Annotated in this window: 15 protein-coding genes, 1 tRNA gene and 2 pseudogenes; 11 read left to right on the forward strand and 7 right to left on the reverse strand. The window is 67.6% G+C overall.

Features of this window, described 5'->3' with window-relative positions; translation table 11 throughout:
• Nucleotides 1–40: 40 nt before the first annotated feature.
• Nucleotides 41–217, reverse strand: a pseudogene (locus tag ACW17U_RS00005) (hypothetical protein).
• A 1,010-nt stretch (nucleotides 218–1,227) separates the two neighbouring features.
• Nucleotides 1,228–1,575 carry a hypothetical protein gene (locus tag ACW17U_RS00010; RefSeq protein WP_492054357.1) on the reverse strand — a complete coding sequence of 116 codons (348 nt, stop codon included), beginning with the start codon at nucleotides 1,573–1,575 and terminating at the stop codon, nucleotides 1,228–1,230.
• A gap of 130 nt (nucleotides 1,576–1,705) precedes the next feature.
• Here ACW17U_RS00010 and polA point away from each other — a divergent pair, with 130 nt between their 5' ends.
• The 3 genes and pseudogenes from polA to ACW17U_RS00025 form a co-directional block, all read left to right on the forward strand.
• Nucleotides 1,706–4,609, forward strand: a complete 2,904-nt coding sequence (gene polA, locus ACW17U_RS00015) for a DNA polymerase I (RefSeq protein ID WP_492054358.1) — start codon at nucleotides 1,706–1,708, stop codon at nucleotides 4,607–4,609.
• Between the two features lie 171 nt (nucleotides 4,610–4,780).
• Entirely contained in the window at nucleotides 4,781–6,706 is a 1,926-nt protein-coding gene (locus ACW17U_RS00020; RefSeq protein WP_492054359.1) for a methyl-accepting chemotaxis protein, read from the forward strand.
• Between the two features lie 126 nt (nucleotides 6,707–6,832).
• Nucleotides 6,833–6,970, forward strand: a pseudogene (locus tag ACW17U_RS00025) (hypothetical protein); the annotation flags it as partial.
• A 267-nt stretch (nucleotides 6,971–7,237) separates the two neighbouring features.
• On the opposite strand, the gene ACW17U_RS00030 reads toward ACW17U_RS00025, so the two are convergent.
• Nucleotides 7,238–7,313: transfer RNA gene (locus tag ACW17U_RS00030), tRNA-Ala, on the reverse strand.
• A 113-nt stretch (nucleotides 7,314–7,426) separates the two neighbouring features.
• Between ACW17U_RS00030 and ACW17U_RS00035 the strand changes: the two genes are divergently transcribed.
• The 5 genes from ACW17U_RS00035 (at nucleotide 7,427) to ACW17U_RS00055 (ending at nucleotide 11,889) form a co-directional block, all read left to right on the forward strand.
• Nucleotides 7,427–7,741, forward strand: coding sequence for a YggT family protein (locus ACW17U_RS00035; protein WP_174515181.1), 315 nt, complete (start codon nucleotides 7,427–7,429; stop codon nucleotides 7,739–7,741).
• Nucleotides 7,742–7,744: 3 nt separating this feature from the next.
• The gene (locus tag ACW17U_RS00040) at nucleotides 7,745–8,023 is read left to right on the forward strand and encodes a DUF167 family protein (protein WP_492054360.1); all 279 of its coding nucleotides are present in this window, start codon (nucleotides 7,745–7,747) and stop codon (nucleotides 8,021–8,023) included.
• Nucleotides 8,024–8,286: 263 nt separating this feature from the next.
• Nucleotides 8,287–9,999, forward strand: a complete 1,713-nt coding sequence (locus ACW17U_RS00045; RefSeq protein WP_492054361.1) for an ATP-binding protein — start codon at nucleotides 8,287–8,289, stop codon at nucleotides 9,997–9,999.
• A gap of 127 nt (nucleotides 10,000–10,126) precedes the next feature.
• A complete protein-coding gene (locus tag ACW17U_RS00050) occupies nucleotides 10,127–11,419 on the forward strand; it encodes an NAD(P)H-binding protein (protein WP_492054362.1) in 1,293 nt (430 codons plus the stop codon).
• Nucleotides 11,419–11,889, forward strand: coding sequence for a DUF2269 family protein (locus tag ACW17U_RS00055; protein ID WP_492054363.1), 471 nt, complete (start codon nucleotides 11,419–11,421; stop codon nucleotides 11,887–11,889). Before ACW17U_RS00050 ends, ACW17U_RS00055 begins: the two co-directional genes overlap by 1 nt.
• A gap of 90 nt (nucleotides 11,890–11,979) precedes the next feature.
• Here ACW17U_RS00055 and cysK read toward each other — a convergent pair whose 3' ends face one another.
• Both cysK and ACW17U_RS00065 read right to left on the reverse strand, forming a co-directional pair.
• Complete coding sequence (cysK, locus tag ACW17U_RS00060) at nucleotides 11,980–12,966, reverse strand: cysteine synthase A (protein WP_492054364.1); 987 nt, start codon at nucleotides 12,964–12,966, stop codon at nucleotides 11,980–11,982.
• Between the two features lie 77 nt (nucleotides 12,967–13,043).
• Nucleotides 13,044–14,183: a DNA cytosine methyltransferase gene (locus ACW17U_RS00065; protein WP_492054365.1), complete on the reverse strand. Its 1,140-nt coding sequence runs from the start codon at nucleotides 14,181–14,183 to the stop codon at nucleotides 13,044–13,046.
• 47 nt (nucleotides 14,184–14,230) lie between these two features.
• Between ACW17U_RS00065 and ACW17U_RS00070 the strand changes: the two genes are divergently transcribed.
• Nucleotides 14,231–14,683: a COG3650 family protein gene (locus tag ACW17U_RS00070; RefSeq protein WP_492054366.1), complete on the forward strand. Its 453-nt coding sequence runs from the start codon at nucleotides 14,231–14,233 to the stop codon at nucleotides 14,681–14,683.
• A 41-nt stretch (nucleotides 14,684–14,724) separates the two neighbouring features.
• On the opposite strand, the gene ACW17U_RS00075 is transcribed toward ACW17U_RS00070, so the two are convergent.
• Nucleotides 14,725–14,859, reverse strand: coding sequence for a hypothetical protein (locus ACW17U_RS00075; RefSeq protein ID WP_257720828.1), 135 nt, complete (start codon nucleotides 14,857–14,859; stop codon nucleotides 14,725–14,727).
• A gap of 192 nt (nucleotides 14,860–15,051) precedes the next feature.
• Nucleotides 15,052–16,239 carry an acetyl-CoA C-acyltransferase gene (locus ACW17U_RS00080; RefSeq protein WP_062150060.1) on the reverse strand — a complete coding sequence of 396 codons (1,188 nt, stop codon included), beginning with the start codon at nucleotides 16,237–16,239 and terminating at the stop codon, nucleotides 15,052–15,054.
• A 352-nt stretch (nucleotides 16,240–16,591) separates the two neighbouring features.
• On the opposite strand from ACW17U_RS00080, the gene ACW17U_RS00085 reads away from it, so the two are divergent.
• Both ACW17U_RS00085 and ACW17U_RS00090 read left to right on the forward strand, forming a co-directional pair.
• Nucleotides 16,592–18,973 (forward strand): TonB-dependent receptor, encoded by a 2,382-nt coding sequence (locus tag ACW17U_RS00085; RefSeq protein WP_492054367.1) that lies wholly within the window; start codon nucleotides 16,592–16,594, stop codon nucleotides 18,971–18,973.
• Between the two features lie 135 nt (nucleotides 18,974–19,108).
• Nucleotides 19,109–20,854, forward strand: a complete 1,746-nt coding sequence (locus ACW17U_RS00090; RefSeq protein WP_492054368.1) for an N-acyl-D-amino-acid deacylase family protein — start codon at nucleotides 19,109–19,111, stop codon at nucleotides 20,852–20,854.
• The last annotated feature ends 1 nt before the right edge of the window (nucleotide 20,855 follow it).

The following is a 20,855-nucleotide window of genomic DNA, read 5'->3' on the forward strand; positions in this document are numbered from 1 at the left end:
CGCCGTTTCCAGCGCGTTCCGGCGGTCGAAGAGGACGGGCTTACAGCCAGACACGCCCTTTTGCCTTCAACCACGCCGACGGCGGGCGGGTCTGGCCAGCAACCAGGTCCCCGGACGCGCTTCAGTATCCCCCTGAAGCCCAGTCCCGCTCGATCACCCCCCGCCGCCGCAATGGTCGCTGGCCCTGCGCCCTTTCCTCGCGACGAGGTGGGGACAGAATACGGGAGGTTTCAGCGCGTCGGATAAGTTTGCTGAACGCCCGGGTGGGTCCTCGTTCCTTCGACCCTCTCCCAGAGGGAGAGGGAGGGGCCAACGCTGGCGTGGGAGGGTGAGGCGTTACACCGTCAACCGTTGTCGCACCTCAGGCCGTGCCCTGTCCGGAAGGGCTTCGCAAACCCCTCACCCTCCCACCGCTACGCGGCGGACCCCGCCCTCTCCCTCTGGGAGAGGGTTGTTAGTCCCCGCGCCGATCCGGGGATGGCGCGATCGCTATCCCCGCACTTGGCTCCTACGGGTCGCCGTCCTTCATCTTCCCCCCGCAGGGGGGAGGACGACCTGCGCAGCAGGTCAGGAGGGGGCCTGCGGCGTTGGCCGGCGAAGCACCGCCCCGGCTTCGCGCCCACGCGGGAGCCAGCCTTAAATCTCACGGCGAGACGATCGCCGGTCTGTCCAGGTTGCTCAAGGACGGCGCTCTGCGCCGCCGCGAAGCGGCTGGCCGCAGGCCAGTCCTTGACCAACCTGGACAGACCGGCACGCTGCAGCCTCCAGGAGATTTAAGGATCAGCGGGACGCGGGGCGTCCGCTTTCGGGCGGGAAGGCAAAGCGTGCTTCCGACCCATTGCTGGTCTTGGAGCTCCGGCCTAGCTCTCCGACGGGGGTTTGCGCGCCCGCCGCCTTTCACGCCAAAACACCACGCTTCCTGTCACCATAAGTGCGAGCATCAGTAGCTTCCACACAATCCCCACCCGACCAACGAAATCCAGCATCTGGATAGGAAGCGCTAGCGCGAAGCAGGCCACAGTCAGAAGCAAGGGCCCTCTTCGCATAGATAGGGGTGCGACTTGGGGCGGCTGATCCCGATTTGTCATCGTGCGCTCGATTAGCTGGGCCAGTACAGTAGCGCGCCTGAGTCCACTTTCCACCCTTCTCTGACCTTCGCGATGTCCGCTTCGGGGCCGAACGTCGTATGTCAGGTTTCGGGGGTGGGCTGATTTCCGCTTCCGACCCTTAGCGGACGTTGGGTAGCGGGCGCCCGATGCCATTTGCTTCGAGATGAGAGCGCAAGTCGGTTGCCGTTTGGACGATCTGACTCCAGCCATCGTCACCCACCGAGGTGCCGACGATCTGAAGTTGCTGGCCCAGCCGATCCAGCAGCAGTTCTTCATTTGGGAATAGCCAGCACCCCACGCCTTGGTGCGGGTCATCGTAGATTTCCATTTCAACGAGCAGGACATGGCGGGCCACTGCAAGTCGGCCTGCGGTGAGCCGATGATGAGTGAGCACCAGCAGTGCGAGATAGAGCCAACGACGGTCGGGTTCGAGCCAAGCAAGCGGATTTACGGGTAGCTTTGACATGGGGCCAAACTGCCCTGCTGGCGGCCCACTCACCACCCTGAACCGCCCCTCAGCATGTCCCCTATCCGCTGACGCGCATCCCACCCCGCCAACTCTTCCCGCCGCCCGGCCGCCAGCCTATGGTCCGGCCATGACCGACACCGCTGCGCCCGCCGATTCTGCTCCTTCCCCGACCATGCCCGCAGACGGCCCGGCCGTGCGGCTGTTCCTGGTCGACGGCTCGGCCTATCTCTTCCGCGCCTATCACGCCCTGCCGCCCCTGACCCGCAAGAGTGACGGCCTGCCGGTCGGTGCGGTGCAGGGCTTCTGCAACATGCTGTGGAAGCTGCTGCGCGACATGCAGGGCGATGCGCCCACCCACCTGGCGGTGATCTGGGACCATTCGGAAAAGACCTTCCGCAACAAGCTCTACGACCAGTACAAGGCCCACCGCCCGCCGGCCCCGGAGGATCTGGTGCCGCAGTTTCCGCTGGTGCGCGAGGCCACCCTGGCCTTCGGTGTCCCGGCCATCGAACTGCCCGGCTATGAGGCCGACGACCTGATTGCCGCCTATGCCTGCCGGGTCCGCGAGCTGGGCGGCGAGACCGTCATCGTCTCGTCCGACAAGGACCTGATGCAGCTGGTCGGGGACGGGGTCTCGATGTTCGACCCGATGAAGGGCGTGCGTATCGATCGCGAGCAGGTGTTCGAGAAGTTCGGCGTCTATCCCGACAAGGTCGTCGATGTTCAGGCCCTGTGCGGCGACAGTGTCGACAATGTGCCCGGCGCCCCGGGGATCGGCATCAAGACGGCCTCGCAGCTGATCAATGAATATGGCGACCTCGACACCCTTTTGGCCCGGGCCGGCGAGATCAAGCAGCCCAAGCGGCGCGAGACCCTGATCGCCTTCGCCGACCAGATCCGCCTGTCGCGCCAGCTGGTGCAGCTGGACTGCGATACGCCCCTGCCGGAACCGATCGCCGACCTGACCCTGCGCGAGCCTGACAAGGACGTGCTGCAGGCCTTCCTCGAGGCCATGGAGTTCCGCACCCTGGCCCGCCGGGTCGGGGACGGCAGCGCCGCCGCCGCGCCGCGCACCCTGGACCGCCCGGCCGGAACGACGCCGACGGCCCCGGTGGCCACCGTGTCCTATGCGGGTGCCGCCGCCCGCGCCGCCGCGGCCCCGGTCGCCGAGCCGGTTGCCATCGACACCAGCGCCTATGCCTGCGTGCGTGACCTGGCCACCCTGCAGGCCTGGGTCGACCGGGCCACGGCCAGGGGGCTGGTGGCCTTCGACACCGAGACTGACGCCCTGGGTTCCGCCACCGCCGGCCTGGTCGGGGTGTCTCTGGCCCTGGCGCCGGGCGAGGCCTGCTACATCCCTCTGGCCCATGAGGAAAAGGCCGAGGGCCTGGCCTTCGAGACCGCCGCCAGCCTGGAACAGATCCCGCTGGTCGAGGCGATCGCCGTGCTCAAGCCGATGCTGGAAGACCCGGCCGTGCTGAAGGTGGCCCAGAACGGCAAGTACGATATCGCCGTCCTGTCGCGCTATGGCGTCCAGGTCTCGCCGATCGATGACACCATGCTGATCAGCTATGTGCTGGAGGCCGGACTGCACGGCCACGGCATGGACGAGCTGTCAGAGCTGTGGCTGGGCCACAAGCCGATCCCGTTCAAACAGGTGGCCGGCACCGGCAAGAGCCAGATCAGCTTCAAGCATGTCGGCCTGGTCGAGGCCACGGCCTATGCGGCCGAGGACGCTGACGTCACCCTGCGGCTCCATGCGATCCTGAAGCCCCAGCTGGCGGCGCGCGGCCTGCTGACCGTCTATGAGACCCTGGAGCGCCCCCTGCCGCCGGTGCTGGCGGCGATGGAGAACGAGGGCATCCGCGTCGATCCCGAGACCCTGAGGCGGCTGTCCAACGAGTTCTCGATGCGCATGGCCGAGTTCGAGGCCAAGGCCCAGGCCCTGGTCGGCCATCCGTTCAATCTGGGCAGTCCCAAGCAGGTTGGCGACGTGCTGTTCGGCGAGATGGGCCTGAAGGGCGGCAAGAAGACCGCCACCGGCCAGTGGTCGACTGACAGCGACGTGCTGGAGGGCCTGGCCCTGGAGCACGAGCTGCCGCGCGTCCTGCTGGACTGGCGCCAGCTGTCCAAGCTGAAGGGCACCTATACCGACAACCTGATCGCGGCCATCGCGCCGGGCAGCGAGAACCGCATCCACACCTCCTATGCCCTGGCCGCGACCACGACCGGGCGGCTGTCCTCGTCCGATCCCAATCTGCAGAACATCCCGATCCGCACCGAGGAAGGCCGCAAGATCCGCAAGGCCTTCGTGGCTGCGCCGGGCAAGCTGCTGATCAGCGCCGACTACAGCCAGATCGAGCTGCGCCTGCTGGCCCATATCGGCGACATCCCGCAACTGAAGAAGGCCTTCCAGGAGGGCCTCGACATCCACGCCATGACCGCCTCGGAAATGTTCGGCGTGCCGATCGAAGGCATGCCCAGCGAGGTGCGCCGCCGGGCCAAGGCGATCAATTTCGGCATCGTCTACGGCATTTCCGCCTTTGGTCTCGCCAACCAGCTGGGCATCGGCCAGGGCGAGGCCGGGGCCTATATCAAGACCTATTTCGAACGCTTCCCCGGCATCCAGGCCTATATGGACGCCACCAAGGCCTTCGTGCGCGAGCACGGCTATGTGACGACGATCTTCGGTCGGAAGATCAACATCCCCGACATCCACGCCAAGTCGGCGGCCCAGCGGCAGTTCTCCGAGCGGGCGGCGATCAATGCGCCGATCCAGGGGGCGGCAGCCGATGTGATGCGCCGGGCGATGATCCGCATGCCGGCGGCCCTGGTCGAGGCGGGCCTGTCGTCGAAGGTGCTGCTCCAGGTGCACGACGAACTGGTCTTCGAAGCCCCAGAGGCCGAGGCCGAGGCCACCTGCGCCGTGGCCCGCCGGGTGATGGAAGGCGCTGCTGCGCCGGCCGTGGCCATGTCGGTGCCCCTGACCGTCGAAGCCCGGGCGGCCCTCAACTGGGACGAGGCGCACTGATCAGGATAGTGGCGAAACGGGCCGGGGTGCGACATTACGCGGCGCCATCGTTAATGCCGTGTCAACCGATTTCAAAGCATGGCTAGGGCTGGTGCCTTGCCTCGGATTCAGACTTAAATCTCTGTTATATCTAGGGTTTGAAGGCACCGTCGCGCTATCCAGGAGTTGGCTGTGTCTTTCGGCGATCTGAGAATTCCGCAAAAGCTGATGACGGTGTTTGCCGTCATGCTCGCTACGATCATGCTGATGGGCGCGGCGCTCTACGCCAATACGCAGAGCCTGACCAAGTCCTTCGAGCGGACAGAGCGGGCCCATCAGTCGTTGCGCGCCGCCGACACTGCAGCCTTCCGCCTGACCCGGCAGGAAAACTCGCTGCGCGGCTTCCTGCTGTCGGGCGATGAATACTACGTCAAGCGGCTGGAGGAGGCCCACAAGCCCAAGTTCCTGGCGGCGCTGGACAAGCTGCGCGAGCTGAACAAGGGCGACGAGGCCGATCTGGCTCGCATCGCCGCCGTTGACGCCGCCTATGCCGACTATCGCGCGCAGGCCATCGAGCCCGCCCTGAGCCTGGGCCGCGATCCCCTGACCCGCCCTCAGGCCATCGACCTGGTCAAGCATGACGGCATCGCCGACAAGGCCGTCGAGCCGGTCGAAAACGCCATCCAGGCCATCGTCGACGACTCCGAGGCCGTGGTCGCCGCCGAAGCCGCCGCCCAGAGGAAGGCCTCGACCGCCTCGACCCTGACCCTGGCCATCGGCATCCTGGTCACCGCCGCCATCGCCCTGGCCAGCGGCCTGCTGCTGACCAGCGGCATCGCCGGTCCCGTCGCCGCCATGACCGCCGCCATGCGCCGACTGGCCTCGGGCGACCATTCGGTGGCCGTGCCGGCCGCCGGCCGCAAGGACGAGATCGGCCAGATGGCCGCCGCCGTCAGCCACTTCAAGGAGGCCGCGCTCGAGAAGATCCGCATCGAGTCCGACGCTGCCCATCAGCGCCGTGCCGTCGAGGCCGAGCGCGCCGCCAACGAGGACGAGAAGAGCGAGATGGCCCGCAGCGATGCCGCCAATTTCGCCGCCCTCAATGAGGCCCTCGATCACCTGGCCTCGGGCGACCTGACGCACCGCATCACGATACCGTTCTCGCCGAAGGCCGAAGGCCTGAAGGCCAATTTCAACGCCGCGGCCGAACGCGTGCTGGTCACGATGAAGGCGATCACCGCCACCACCGGCGGCGTCAGCGCCGGCGCGGAGGAGATTGCCCGGGCTTCTGATGACCTGTCGCGCCGCACCGAGCAGCAGGCCGCCAGCCTGGAAGAAACCGCCGCGGCCCTTGACGAGATCACCGCCACGGTCCGCCGGACGGCCTCGGGCGCCAAGGAGGCCTCGCAGGTGGTGGCCAATGCCCGCACCGACGCCCAGCGCTCGGGCGAGATCGTCAGCCAGGCCGTCGCGGCCATGACCGAGATCGAGGGGTCCTCGCAGAAGGTCGGCAACATCATCGGGGTGATCGACGAGATCGCGTTCCAGACCAATCTTCTGGCCCTGAACGCCGGCGTCGAAGCGGCGCGCGCGGGTGAGGCGGGTCGCGGCTTCGCGGTCGTGGCACAGGAAGTGCGGGCGCTCGCCCAGCGCTCGGCCGACGCGGCCAAGGAGATCAAGGTCCTGATCTCGACCTCGACCCAGCAGGTCGGCACGGGCGTCAATCTGGTGGGCCAGACGGGCGAGGCCCTGCAGCGCATCGTCACCCAGGTCGCCTCGATCGACGCCCTGGTCAACGAGATCGCCGCCTCGGCCACCGAGCAGTCCACGGGTCTGCACGAGGTCAATCAGGCCGTGAACCAGATGGATCAGGTGGTTCAGCAGAACGCGGCCATGGTCGAACAGGCCACCGCCGCCACCCACGCCCTGAAGGGCGAGGCCAGCGAGCTCGCCAATCTGGTCGGCCGCTTCAAGGTTTCCGCCGGGGGCGCGGCCCAGGCCGCCCAGGCGGCCAACCGCGCCGCGCCGCCGCCGCCGCGCGAACGTCCGCAGACCGCTGTCCGTCCGGGCCGTAGCTCGGCCGCTGTTGCGGTCAAGGAAGAGTGGGAAGAGTTCTAAGCCTCACGCTTTCAACAGGGTTTCCGCGAAACGGGCTCGCCGCCTTCACGGCGGGCCCGCCTTGCATTGGTACAGTTCCAAGCCAGGACACTCCGCCCTGAGCGGGCAAGCGCGCTCAGGCCCTGGGCGCCTAGCAACGAGGCCGAGGCGACCTGCGCCGTGGCGCGCCGGGTGATGGAAGGTGCTGCCACGCCGGCCGTGGCCATGTCTGTGCCCCTGACCGTCGAGGCCCGGGCGGCCCTCAGTTGGGACGAGGCGCACTGACGGACGGGGGCACCGGCCTCCAGAGGCTGGACGCCAGATCCGTGACGCCTGTGACGTGTGGTCGCGGGGGGCTCGACCCCGCTGCCTGTGTCAGAATGTCGCAGTTCTACATCCGGGGGGCAAGAACATGTCCCCATCCGCCATCAATGCGCATGGGGCTTGCGTCGGGCTCACGGTTTTGCTGCAGCACCTGTGACCGCGACCGCTACCAGAGACGCGATTTGCCGCCACGAGGCCGAGCTGAAGATCAGGATTTCCGGAAGTCCTTGGTGGAGCCGAGGGGAATCGAACCCCTGACCTCCTCATTGCGAACGAGGCGCTCTACCATCTGAGCTACGGCCCCAAGGAAGCGCGGGAATAAGGCGGGGCGGGGCTCGCGTCAAGCTGCCCCGGTCGGCTTTGCTTGCCAGCGCGGGCAAGGCGCGGCAAGAAGCGGAAGACTCGGACGGGAAACCCATGGCCGCCATTATCACCTTCGCCTTCTTCATCGCTTCGGCACTGCTCGGCCTGCTCTGGTGGGCCATCATCATCTCGGCCGTCATGAGCTGGCTCGTGGCGTTCGACGTCATCAACCTGCGCAACCCGGCCGTCTATCAGGTCAGCACCTTCCTCGACCGGGTGACAGGTCCGGTCCTGCGGCCGTTCCAGCGGATCATCCCGCCCCTGGGCGGCGTCGATCTCAGCGCGATCGTGGTGCTGCTGCTGATCACCGGCGTGAAGGACATTCTCCTGCCGTCACTGAAGTTCACCCTGATCGGCCTGCTGGGCTGATCCATGCAACTGGCCGTCCGCTTGACGCCGCGCGGCGGGCGCGACGGCGCGGACGGCTGGGCCCTCGACGCCGAGGGGCGGCCCTATCTGAAGGTCCGTGTGGCCAGCGCCCCGGTGGAGGGCGAGGCCAATGCCGCCCTGATCGGCTTCATCGCCAAGAGCCTTAGCCTGCCAAAATCCGCTGTCCGCCTGGCGGCGGGCGCGACCGCGCGCCTCAAGCGCCTGGAGATCGACGGGGTCGAGGCGGCCGATCTGGAGCGCGCCTTCGGCCCGCGACCCTAGCCGACAGGGGCGCATGCTGGGCGGAGTTTGGGGTAGAATTTGCCCTTAGAGATTCTCCCGGAGGCCGGGAACGCCACGAAATTTGCGGCCTCCCCACGGAAATGTCGGTGGCGAGCCCATTGACGGGACGCTGGTGCTTCACGTCAACTCAGGGATCGGTGCTGAAAAGGCCGGTGCAAGCGTAAAGCGTCAGGCCGGGGGACAAGGCGCCTATGGGGGTCAGTGAATCGCAGCGGAACCTGGCACGCGCTGCTGCTTCGCGTATGGCCAACATCTATCTGCGCCTGTTTGCCACCGCCACGATCACCGTGGCCCTCTACCTTGCCGCCGGCATGGACTGGATCTGGATCTGGGCCGGTGTCTATCTTCTGGCCCTGCTCGGCGAGCAGTGGGCAACCCGTTCGGTGGCGGCTCACCCCGAAGCGACTCCGTCACCCTGGCGCCGCTGGGCGCTGACGGTTTCGCCGTTCCTCACCTCGGCCACTTTCGGCTTTCTGGCCCTGCCGCTGTTTGCCTCAGATCTGAGGTTTGCGCCGACCCTGGGGGCCATGCTGATCGCGGGGTCCCTGCTCAATGTGATCGTCGTCAATGGCAGTTTGAGATCGGCGACCCTGTCGGCCGCCTTGCCCCACCTGGTCTATCTGCTGGCAGCGCCCCTGATCGCCCGCACGGCCAATCCGGACGCGCCCCTGGCCAATGTGCTTTGGGTCGGGGCCGCCCTGCTGATCATTTCGGTCGCCGTCGCCAGCCGGACCCTGTCGGCGGCTCTTCAGGCCGAGGCCGACGCCAAGCATGAGGCCGAGCTGCGCCGACAGGAGGCGGAGGAGGCCGTGGCCGCCAAGTCCGCCTTTGTCGCCATGATCAGTCATGAGCTGCGCACCCCGATCAGCGCCATCCTGGCCGGGGCGGCGCGCCTGCACAGCGAGGTCCCCGAGGCCAGTTCCAAGATCCATGCCCAGTTGATCAGCGACGCCGGTGGCCTGATGCGGGCCCTGCTCAATGATCTGCTGGACTTCTCGCGACTCGAGGTCGGCCGGATGGCCGTCGAAAAGGCCCCGTTCAATCTTCGCCAGACCCTGTCGGACACCCTGCGCCTCTGGCGGCCGGAAGCGGCCAAGAAGGGCCTTAGGCTGCGGGTCGTCGGAGTGGCCTCCCAGCCGAAATGGGTGTCGGGCGATGCCCTGCGCTTGCGGCAGGTGCTGAACAATCTGCTCTCCAATGCGATCAAGTTCACCGACCGCGGCGCGGTCGAGGTGCGCCTGGACAGCCGGGAAGAGGGCTCCGGGTACCATCTGAAGATCACGATCGTCGATACGGGGGCCGGTATTTCGCAGGCCGACATGGCCCGGCTGTTCACGCCGTTCGAGCAGCTCAGCACCAGCGTCGTGCGCCAGCATGGCGGTTCAGGCCTGGGCCTGGTGATCAGCCGGGAACTGGCCCGACTAATGGGCGGGGACCTGGTCGTCAGCAGCGTCGAGGGGCAGGGGGCTACCTTTACCCTGGGCCTGCAGGTCGAGGCCGCGGAGGCACCGCAGGTCGGCGAGGTCGGCCCATCGGTGGCAGGGACCCGGGTGCTGGTGGTCGACGACCATGTCGTCAACCGCCGGGCCATCGAACTGGTCCTGCAGCCCTTCGGGGTCGAGGCCAGCCTGGCGGAATCCGGCGAGCAAGCCCTTGAGATGCTGTCTTCCGAGATCTTCGATGCGGTGCTGATGGATGTCTACATGCCCGGCATGGACGGGCGCGAGGCCACCCGCGTCCTGCGCAGTGGCTCAGGGCCCAATCGCGACACGCCGGTGATCGCGGTCACCGCCTCGGCCACGCCCAAGGACTGGGACGCCTGCCGGGCCGCCGGCATGAATGCCCATGTGGCCAAGCCGATCGATCCGATCGAGCTCTACGCCGCCCTGGCTCAGGTACTGTCCCCGGACCAGCGGGACGCGGCGATCCGGACGCCCGCCGCTGCCACGCCCTAGGGGAGCACCTGTCGCCTTGACGAGGGTGGGCCCACTGCGGGGGCCCAATGTACGGACCACACCCGCCAAGCCGCAGGCCGCGATTGTGAAGCTTCACCCGCACAAACTCAGACGATAAGACTCGCTGATGCGCATCGCGGTTATCGGGGCCTATGGGCTCATCGGCTCCTATGTTTCGGCGCGGCTTGTGGTCGATGGCCATGAGGTCTTGGGCCTGGGGCGTGACCTCGACGCGGCCCGCCGACGCTTTCCTGCCCTCGACTGGAAGCGCGCCGACCTGGCGGAGGCCACGGTCGCCGACTGGGTCGCCCTGCTCGGAGGCGTCGAGGTGGTGGTCAATTGCGCCGGTGCCCTTCAGGACAGTCCCCGCGACGACCTGCGCGCAGTGCATGTCGACGGGGTCCGTCGTCTGGCCGAGGCCTGCGAAGCGGCCGGCGTTCACCGGCTGGTTCATGTCTCGGCCGCCGGGGTTGGACCCGAGCGGGCCACGGCCTTCAATGCCACCAAGCTGGAGGCGGAGGCCCTGCTGGCCCAGTCGCCCCTGAACTGGATCATCCTGCGTCCCGGCCTGGTTTTCGCGCCCTCGGCCTATGGCGGCACAGCCCTATTGCGCGGCCTGGCGGGTTTCCCGGGCATCAGCCCCCTGGTTCATGCCGATAGCCTCGTCCAGACGATAGGGGCCGAGGACCTGGCCCTCGCGGTCGCCCGCTGCGTCAGGCCAGACGCGCCGTCGCGGGTCAGTCTCGACCTTGTCCATTCAGAGGTCCTGACCCTCGTGGACCTGGTCGGCCGTCTGCGCCTCTGGCTGGGCCTGCGTCCCGCGCCGGTGGTGCGACTGCCGCTCGTCCTGGCCCGGGCGACGGCCGCCGTGAGTGATGGCCTGGCCTGGCTCGGCTGGCGCAGTCCGATGCGCACCGCAGCGCTCGAGCAGTTGCGGATGGGTGTGCGCGGTCGGGCAGAAGACGCCGCGACTCTGGGCTTGCAGCTCAGGTCCTTCGACGCCCTGCTGACCGCCGCGCCCTCGGGCGTGCAGGAGCGCTGGTTCGCCCGCGCCTATTTCGCCAAGCCGGCCATTCTGACCTGCCTGTTTGGCTTCTGGCTGCTGTCGGGCCTGATCGGCCTGACAGTCGGATTTGACGCCGCCGTCGCCGTGCTGACCACGTCCGGGATGGAGGCCGGGCTGGCGGCTCAGGCGGTGGTGACCGGAAGCCTGGCCGATATAGGTCTGGCGCTGCTCCTGGCCTGGCGGCCGACCACGGCCCGCAGCCTGCAGGGCATGCTGCTGATCACGGCGGCCTATCTGATCGGCGGCGCCCTGGTCCGCCCGGACCTGTGGCTCGATCCGATGGGGCCGCTGCTCAAGAGCATTCCCGCCGCCTTCCTGGCCCTGACGGCCCTGGCCCTGCTGGACGAGCGTTGATGGACCTCTACATCCTCCTGAAGGTGGCCCATGTGATCGGGGCGGCGGTCCTGCTGGGCACCGGAGCCGGCATCGCCTTCTTCATGCTGATGGCCCACCGCAGCCGCGATCCGGCCGTGATCGCCCACACCGCCGGGATCGTGGTGCTGGCCGACACCGTGTTCACGGCTTCGGCCGTGATCCTTCAGCCGATCACCGGCGCCGCCCTGGCCCATCTGGCCGGCTATCCGCTGCTGTCAGGCTGGATCGGCCTGAGCCTTGTGCTCTATGTCGTGACGGGTCTCTGCTGGCTGCCCGTGGTCTGGATCCAGATCCGGTTGCGCGACCTCGCCCTCCAGGCGGCCGAGAGCGGCGCTCCCTTGCCTGAACGCTATTTCCGTCTGTTCAGGCTGTGGTTCGTGCTGGGCTTTCCCGCCTTTGCGGCGGTGCTCGGCATTGTCTGGCTGATGGTGGCCAAGCCCGCCCTGTGACAGCGGCGAGACCCCGGAGGTCAGGGAACATGGGCGCGGCGTCGTCCCGCCGAACAGGACAACGCCACGCCCAGGATCATTGCCGTGTGATCAGAGCCCGTCGAACAGGGCCGTGGACAGGTAGCGTTCCGCGAAGCTGGGGATGATCGCCACGATCAGCTTGCCGGCATAGTCGTCGCGGAGGGCCAGATCGAAGGCGGCGGTCAGGGCGGCGCCGGAGCTGATGCCGACCGGCAGGCCCTCGACCGCGGCCGAGCGGCGGGCCATGGCGAAGGCGTCGTCATTGCTGACCTGGATGATCTCGTCGATCACACCGCGATCCAGAATACCGGGCACGAAGCCGGCCCCGATGCCCTGGATCTTGTGCGGGCCGGGCGCGCCGCCCGACAGCACCGGCGAGGCTTCGGGCTCGACGGCGACCATCTTCAGCGAGGCCTTGCGGGCTTTCAGCACCTGGCCGACGCCCGAGATGGTGCCGCCGGTGCCGACGCCAGAGACCACGGCGTCGACGGCACCGTCGGTGTCGTTCCAGATCTCCTCGGCGGTCGAGACCCGGTGGATCAGGGGGTTGGCAGCATTTTCGAACTGCTGGGGCATGATCGCGCCAGGCGTGGCCTCGATGATCTCCTGGGCGCGGGCGACGGCACCGCGCATGCCTTTCTCAGCGGGGGTCAGCTCCAGCTTGGCACCCAGCAGCAGCAGCATCTTGCGGCGCTCGATCGACATGCTTTCGGGCATGACCAGGATCAGCTTGTAGCCCTTGGCGGCGGCTACGAAGGCCAGGGCGATGCCGGTATTGCCGCTGGTCGGCTCAACGATGGTCGCGCCGTCCTTCAGGATGCCCTGGGCTTCCAGGCTCTCGATCAGGGAGACACCGATCCGGTCCTTCACCGAGGCGAGGGGATTGAAGAACTCCAGCTTGGCCACGACCTCGCCCTTGGGCTGGATCTGGGCCGACAGCCGCGGCAGCCGGATCAGCGGCGTGTCGCCGATGGTGTCGAGGATGGAGTCATAGATCTTGCCGCGCCCGGAACGCTTGTAGCGGGCCGCATCATAGGAGGAGGTGGCGTCGGCCATGGGAAGATCTCGCTGAAAGTTGTCCGGCCCAAAGGCCTGAACGCACCTTAGGGCGCGGGGTTTTGACTGTCAGCGGGTCATTCGGCGGCAAGGCTTGCAGATTTGCTATCGATCAGGGGCTCGAGCAGACTTGCAGCTAGCCAGCGGACGACAGGCGGGGCCACGCCGTCGCCGATCACGTGCAGGCCCGCTGTCTGGCTGCGGGGCAGGACATAGGTCTCGGGCAGACCCATCAGCCGCGCGCCTTCCCGCGGTGACAGCAGCCGCGAGCGCACCTCGCCCTGATCGATGACCAGCAGGGTCTGGCGTGACGAGCCGCCGCGCGGGGTGCGCAGACAGCCGGCCAGGCCGTCAAAGCGGGCCTCGGCCCTTTGCTGACCGTCCCGCATGCGCCGAAACACGGCCCCGACGGCGCGACCGCCGCCCTGCACATGGGCCTCGACCGCAGCGCGCTGGGCCGGGGCCATCAGGGCCAGCAGGGCCCGGGTCTTGTCGGGCGGGCTCCAGGCCATGGCCGCATCGGGCTCGAGCAGGGCGGCCAGATCGGTGTTGCGGGCCGGGGGCGCGGCCAGCCCCCACCAGATCCAGCCGGCCTGGAGGCTGGCCGGCAGGCGCGCGAACGCTGCCTTGACGGCGCGACTGTGGAACGGGCTGGGACCGGCCAGGGCGTCTGCCCTCCGGCGGGTGGCGACCACAAAGACCCGCGGCCGTGACTGCGGTGTGAACCGCGCCGCGTCGATCTCAAGGGCCCCGAAGCCATAGCCGGCGTCGGCCAGGGCCTGGCACAGGGCGGTGAAGTCGCGGCCCTCATGCGAGGTCAGCAAGCCGACCACGTTTTCGACCACGATCGTGTCGGGGCTGCGTCCCTCGGCAGCGAGGGCCTGGATCAGTCGCCAGAAGCCGAAGAAGGCCGAGGAGCGCCCGCCGGCCAGGCCTGCCCGGGCCCCGGCGAGGCTGAAGTCCTGGCAGGGGCTGGAGGCCCAGGCCAGGTCGGCGGTCGGCAGGCGGTCGGCCGCGATGGTCCAGACGTCGCCTTCGTGAAAATGCCCCTCCTCGTTGGAAGAGCCCGCATCGGCGAAATTGGCGCGATAGGTCGCCGCCTTGACCGGGTCAAAGTCATTGGCAAAGGCGCAGGTCCAGCCGTCTCCCAGACCCAGACGGGCCATTCCGCCACCGGCGAAAAATTCCAGGAAGCTGGGAGAGGCTTTTCGAGTCATGCTGCGCAAGACTAGCCTCAGTCGCCTCAAGGGGGATAGCCGCCGCCATGCCACGTACAGCCGCCCTGACCTTTCTGCTGCTGGTGCTCGCCGCCTGTGGCCCATCCCCGATGGGCGCGTCCGATGACGCCGCTCCTCCGGCAGATGCGCCGGCCTCGGCCCGGACGCCGAACTATGCCGGTGATCTCGATGTCCTCGGCACCGAGCCGTTCTGGTCGGTGAAGATCCGCGCCGCCGGCCTGACCCTGACCCGTCCCGACGCGCCGGACGTCGTCAATGCCAATCCCGGCGTGCGCCTCGACGGCACCCAGGGGGTCTGGGACTCCAACGGCGCAGAGGCAGACAAGGGCCGGCTGGTGGTTCGCCTGACGCCCGGCGTCTGTACCGACGGCATGTCGGACCGGATCTACCGGTTCTATGCCGAGGTCTGGATTGATGGCGAGACGCTCAAGGGCTGCGCCGAACACACGGCCATTCTGGCGGCCCAGCCCAAGCCCTAGGCCCGTTTCAGGTCGAAGGCGGGCCGTAACCCGGGAGGGCCCTAGCCGCGGCGCAGTTCGATCGTCTCGATCGAGGAATGCGAGGGGTGCGACTTGTCCGACCCCGGGGTCGGCAGCAGCAGGCCGATCGTGATGGCGAGGACGAGGGCGAGGACGAAAAAGGCCTTGAGGGCCATGGCGGGTCTCTGTTCTGGCGTTGCGCGAAGATCGCGGCCGCGTTTCAGCAACAAAGATGGTTGCCAAAACCCGTCGTTCAAGCACCTGACGTCAGAATACCCACGATGGGTTACCGGAATGCAAATCGGGCCGGGAACCACTGCAGGTTCCCGGCCCGACCGAGTTGAAAGCCCTATGGCTTCAGATCGAAATCAATAGATTTCGAACAGGCCGGCCGCGCCCATACCGCCGCCGATGCACATGGTGACCACGCCCAGCTTGGCGCCGCGACGCTTGCCTTCCATCAGCAGGTGGCCGGCGCAGCGGGCGCCGGTCATGCCGAAGGGGTGGCCGATGGCGATCGAGCCGCCATTGACGTTGTACTTCTCGGGATCGATGCCCAGACGGTCGCGGCTGTAGAGGCACTGGCTGGCGAAGGCCTCGTTCAGTTCCCACAGGTCGATGTCGTCGACCTTCAGGCCGTGGCGCTCCAGCAGGCGCGGCACGGCGAAGACCGGACCGATGCCCATCTCGTCGGGCTCGCAACCGGCCACGGCGAAGCCGCGGAAGGCACCCAGAGGGGTCAGGCCGCGACGGGCAGCTTCGGCGGCTTCCATCACCACCACGGCGGCGGCGCCGTCCGACAGCTGGCTGGCATTGCCGGCGGTGACGAACTTGCCTTCGCCCATGACCGGCTTCAGGCTGGAGAGGCCTTCCAGGGTGGTGTCAGCGCGGTTGCACTCGTCCTTGTCGACCACATAGTCGACGAAGCTCTCTTCCTTGGTTTCCTTGTTGACCACCTTCATCTTGGTGGCCATCGGCACGATCTCGTCCTTGAACAGGCCGGCGGCCTGGGCAGCGGCGATGCGCTGCTGGCTGCGCAGGGCGTATTCGTCCTGGTATTCGCGGCTGACGTTGTAGCGCTTGGCGACGATGTCGGCGGTGTCGATCATCGCCATCCAGAGGGCCGGATGGCTCTTCATCAGCTTTTCTTCGGTGATGTGGAAGCGGTTCATGTGGCCGCCCGCATTGACCAGCGAGATCGATTCCACGCCGCCGCCGACCGCGACATCAGCGCCGTCATTGCGGACATAGTTGGCTGCCGTGGCGATGGCCTGCAGACCCGACGAACAGAAGCGGTTGATGGTGTGGCCCGAGGTGGTGACCGGCAGGCCGGCCCACATGGCGGCATTGCGGGCCACGTTCATGCCGGTGGCACCTTCGGGACCGCCGCAGCCCAGGGCCACGTCTTCCACTTCAGCCCCTTCGAGGCCGGCACGCGCCACGGCGTGCTGGATGGCATGGCCGGCCATGGCGGCGCCGTGCGTATTGTTGAAACCGCCGCGGACTGACTTGGCCAGACCGGTGCGGGCGTAAGAGACGATGACCGCTTCGCGCATGAGCGCACTCCCCGTTAAACGTTAGTTTGAATTGGCGGCCACCCTAGACTCGGAATCCGGCCGGCGAAAGGTCACGCGCACGTAAAGCCGCTTCGGCCTTGACAGTCGGAGCTTTAGGAGGGGCGGGACACCGGTGTCTGCGCCATGTCGCGCAAACCCTGACCCCGATGAGGCCCTTCCGAGCCCGTTCCATGCCTTGATGTAGCGGATGTGCGCCAGTCGGGACACAAGCCCGGATAACCATCCGGGAACGTCCTTAATGGGCGTTGACTTTGGTTCACGTGAACATGAACCCTCAGGCTGCGGCCGGGCCTGGCCCAGAGACCGCGAAAAACATCTGGGAGGACTACATATGACCTTATCGACCCGGCGCCCGCGCGCGCGTCACGCGCTGCTGGCCGCCACCGCCCTGGCGGGCCTTGTCGCCCTGCCGGCCCTGGCCCAGGCCCAGGAGTCCACCGTCGAGGAAATCATCGTCACCGCCACCAAGCGGGACTCGACCATTCTGGACGTGCCGTTCTCGATCAATGCCCAGACCCAGCAGGACATCCAGCGGTCCGGCGCGGTCACCCTGGAAGACCTGTCGCGCAATGTCGCCAGCCTGACGATCCAGAACCTCGGTCCCGGCCAGAGCCAGGTCTCGGTGCGCGGCGTTTCGGCCGGCCAGGTCGTTCGCGACCAGCCGGGCGTCAAGGAGCAGGTCGGGGTCTATCTCGACGAATCGGTGATCTCGCTGTCGCTGTTCACGCCGGACATCGACCTCTTTGACCTGAACCGGGTGGAAACCCTGCGCGGCCCGCAGGGCACGCTGTTCGGCTCCGGCTCGGTCGGCGGCACGATCCGCTACATCACCAACCAGCCGAAGATCGGCGTCCAGGAGGGCGTGATCGAGGCCAATGCCAATATGGTCGATGGCGACGACACCGGCGGCTACGTCAAGGGCGCGATCAACCTGCCGGTCTCCGACAAGGTCGCCGTGCGCGCGGTCGGCTACTACACCAAGTATGCGGGCTTCATCGATGCGCGCCGCGAAGGCGGGGGTCGCAAGAAGAACGTCAATGACGGCAGCCGCGTCGGTGGCCGTCTCTCGGTCCTGCTTCAGCCGACCGAGAACATCAGCATCATCCCGCGCGTCGTCTATCAGGAGATCCGCGCCGACGGCTTCAATCGCCAGGAAGTCTTCAACCTGTATGCCAATCCCAACACCACGACCCGGGCCCCGGTCCGGATGGGTGAGCGCGAACAGCATCTGCTGCTGGATGAAAGCTTCGCCGACGACACCTTCCTGACCGACCTGACCGCCTCGGTCGGCCTGGGTGCCGTCGATCTGACCTCGGTGACCAGCTATGTGGACCGCAAGATCCATATTGACCGCGACGCCAGCGCCCTGACGGGCAGCGTCTCGGTGGATCTGGGCTTCCCCTCGGCCGCCGTCCTGCTGCCGTCCAAGCTGGTCGACACCACCGACCTGGAACAGTTCACCCAGGAACTGCGTCTGTCCTCGTCCGGCGACGGGCCCTTCCAGTGGGTGATCGGCGGCTTCTATTCCGAGGTCGACCGCATCTATAACCAGCGCCTGCCGACCCCGGGCTATGACCCCTATACCAATGCCCGCTTCGGGGCCGGGACCGCGGCGGCGGTGGCCAACGGCTTCCCGCTGAACTCGCCCTACAACGCCTCGCTGCCCTACAACATCAAGCAGAAGGCCCTGTTCGGTGAAGCCAGCTACAAGCGCGAGAAGCTGACGGTCACGGCCGGCGGCCGGTTCTACGACTTCAAGGAAACCCGCCAGTTCAAGTCGGGCGGCCTGTTCGCCAATGGCGACAACCAGACCGACAAGACGGACTCGAGCGGCTTCAATCCCCGCGTTCTGGTCAGTTATGAGGCCAGCGACACGGTGACCTTCAACGCCCAGGCCGCCCAGGGCTTCCGGCTCGGCGGGGTCAATGATCCGCTGAACCTGCCGCTGTGCTCGGCGCAGGACAAGGCGATCTTCGGCGGCTTCCAGTCCTATGATGACGAGACCCTGTGGAACTATGAGGCCGGCGTGAAGTCACGCTTCGGCGGCATCAGCTTCAACAGCGCGATCTTCTATACCGACATCAAGGACCTGCAGACCACGCTGGACGCCGGCTCGTGCTCCTCGCGCGTGGTGTTCAACGTGCCCAAGGCTCACACCAAGGGTATCGAGGCCGAGTTCTCGGCTCGCCTGGCACCGGGCTTCGACGTCGGCGTTTCGGGCAGCCTGCTGGAAGCCGAGTTCGACTCGACCGTGAAGGACGGTTCGGGCGCGGTCATCGGCGGCATCCGGGAAGGCAACCGCCTGCCTTCGGTGCCCAATTTCCAGATCTCGGCCGACGCCACCTATTCCTGGCGCTTCCGGGACAGCATCGACGCCTATGTCACGGCCTCAGTGCAGCACATCGGCAGCCGCTATACCCAGGCCAGCGATCAGGAGAACAACCCGCGCTCCTTCACCTCGGGCCTGGCCTTCGGCGGGGCGACGGGCACTGTGCCGACGATCGTCGATCTCAAGCTGCCCAGCTACGAGATCGTCAATTTCAGCATCGGCCTGGAGATGGACAACGGCGTCGACATCATCGCCTACGCCAACAATGTCTTTGACGAGAACCCGCTGCTGTCGTTCGACCGCGAACGCGGCGGTCGGGCCCGTCTGGGCTATTCGGTCGGCCAGCCGCGCACCATGGGCGTGACGGTCCGCCGGACCTTCTAAGGCCCGACCTCGGGTCTAAACGGACGGGGCGGTCGCGCAAGCGGCCGCCCCGTTCTGCCTTACGGGGCGGAACCCTTGACCGGGCCGGATGCCGGACGGACGCTCGCGACCAGGGACAGGATGCGGGAGGCCGGAATGCCGGGTCGGCTTTATGATCTCGTGCTGCGCGGGGGCCAGGTGGTCGACGGGACCGGCGCGCCGGCCTTCCTCGCCGATGTCGCGGTCAAGGATGGCCTGATCGCCGCCGTCGGTACGGACCTGGCGGCGGGTGCCGAGGAGATCGACGCGCGGGGCCGCATCGTCACCCCCGGCTTTGTCGACATCCATACACACTATGACGGCCAGGCGACCTGGGACGCGCGCATGACGCCCAGCTCGGGCCACGGCGTCACCACGGTGGTGATGGGCAATTGCGGCGTCGGTTTCGCGCCCTGCCGGCCGGAAGACCGTGACCGGCTGATCCGCCTGATGGAGGGGGTGGAGGACATTCCCTTCCCGGTCCTGACCGAGGGCCTGCCCTGGACCTGGGAAAGCTTTCCCGACTATCTCGACGCACTGGAGGCACGGACCTTCGACGTCGATATCGGGGCCCAGCTGCCGCACGCGGCCCTGCGGGTCCATGTGATGGGCGAGCGCGGGGCCAATCGCGAGCCGGCGACGCCCGCCGACATCGCCGCTATGGCCGCCATCGCCAAACAGGCGGTCGAGGCCGGGGCCCTGGGCTTTTCCACCTCGCGCACCCTCAATCACCGCACCAGCGACGGCCAGCCGACCCCGACCCTGACGGCCGGCGAGGACGAACTGACCGGCATTGCCCTGAGCCTGGCTGCGGCCGGCAAGGGCGTGCTGCAGCTGGTCTCCGACTTTTTCCCCGACGGTCTGGCCGAACTGGCCATGCTGCGCCGGATCGTCGAGCGCTCGGGTCGGCCGCTGTCCTTCTCCCTCGTCCAGAGTCCCAAGTCGCCGGACGGCTGGAAGCGGCTGCTCGCGGGCCTGCAGGACGCCGCCGATGCGGGGCTGCCGATCAAGGCCCAGGTCTGCGGCCGCCCGGTGGGGGTGCTGTTTGGCCTGGAACTGACCCTCAATCCGTTCAGCCAGAACCCGGTCTTTGCCGAACTGAGGGACCGTCCTCTGGCGGAAAAGGTTGTGGCGCTCTCCGATCCAGCCTTCCGCGCCCGCCTGTTCAGCCATGATGTCGACGCCAGGGGCCCCTTTGCCGGTAGCGCCCTGCGGGCCTGGGGCAATCTGTTCCCGATGGGGGCGGTTCCCGACTATGAGCCGACCGCCGAGATGACGATCGCCGCGCTCGCGGCGGCCTCAGGCCGGGGTCCGGCGGAGGTCGCCCTGGATATCCTGCTCGAGAACGGCGGGCGGGGCATGCTCTATCACCCCTTCCTGAACTATGCCGACGGCTCGCTGGACCCCAGTTTCGCCATGCTGAACCACCGGGACACCGTGCCGGGCCTGTCGGACGGCGGGGCGCATGTGGGCATGATCTGCGACGGCAGCTTCCCGACCAGCAACCTGATCCACTGGACCCGCGACCGCACGCGCGGTCCGCGCATCGGGCTGGAAGCCATGGTGGCGATGCAGACCCGCGACACCGCCCTGACGGTCGGCCTGGAGGACCGCGGCCTGATCGCGCCGGGCTATAGGGCCGATCTCAATGTCATCGACTATGAGGTCCTGAGTCTGGAGGCACCCCGCGTCGCCTACGACCTGCCGGCCGGGGGGCGACGCCTGACCCAGAAGGCCCACGGCTATGTGGCCACGATCGTCGGCGGCATGGTCACCTATCGCGACGGCGAGCCGACCGGCGCCCTGCCGGGTCGTCTGGTGCGCGGGGCCAGGTCCGCGCCGGTGGCTCTGGCGGCGGAGTAGC

The organism is Caulobacter sp. AVps16 (assembly GCF_058681455.1).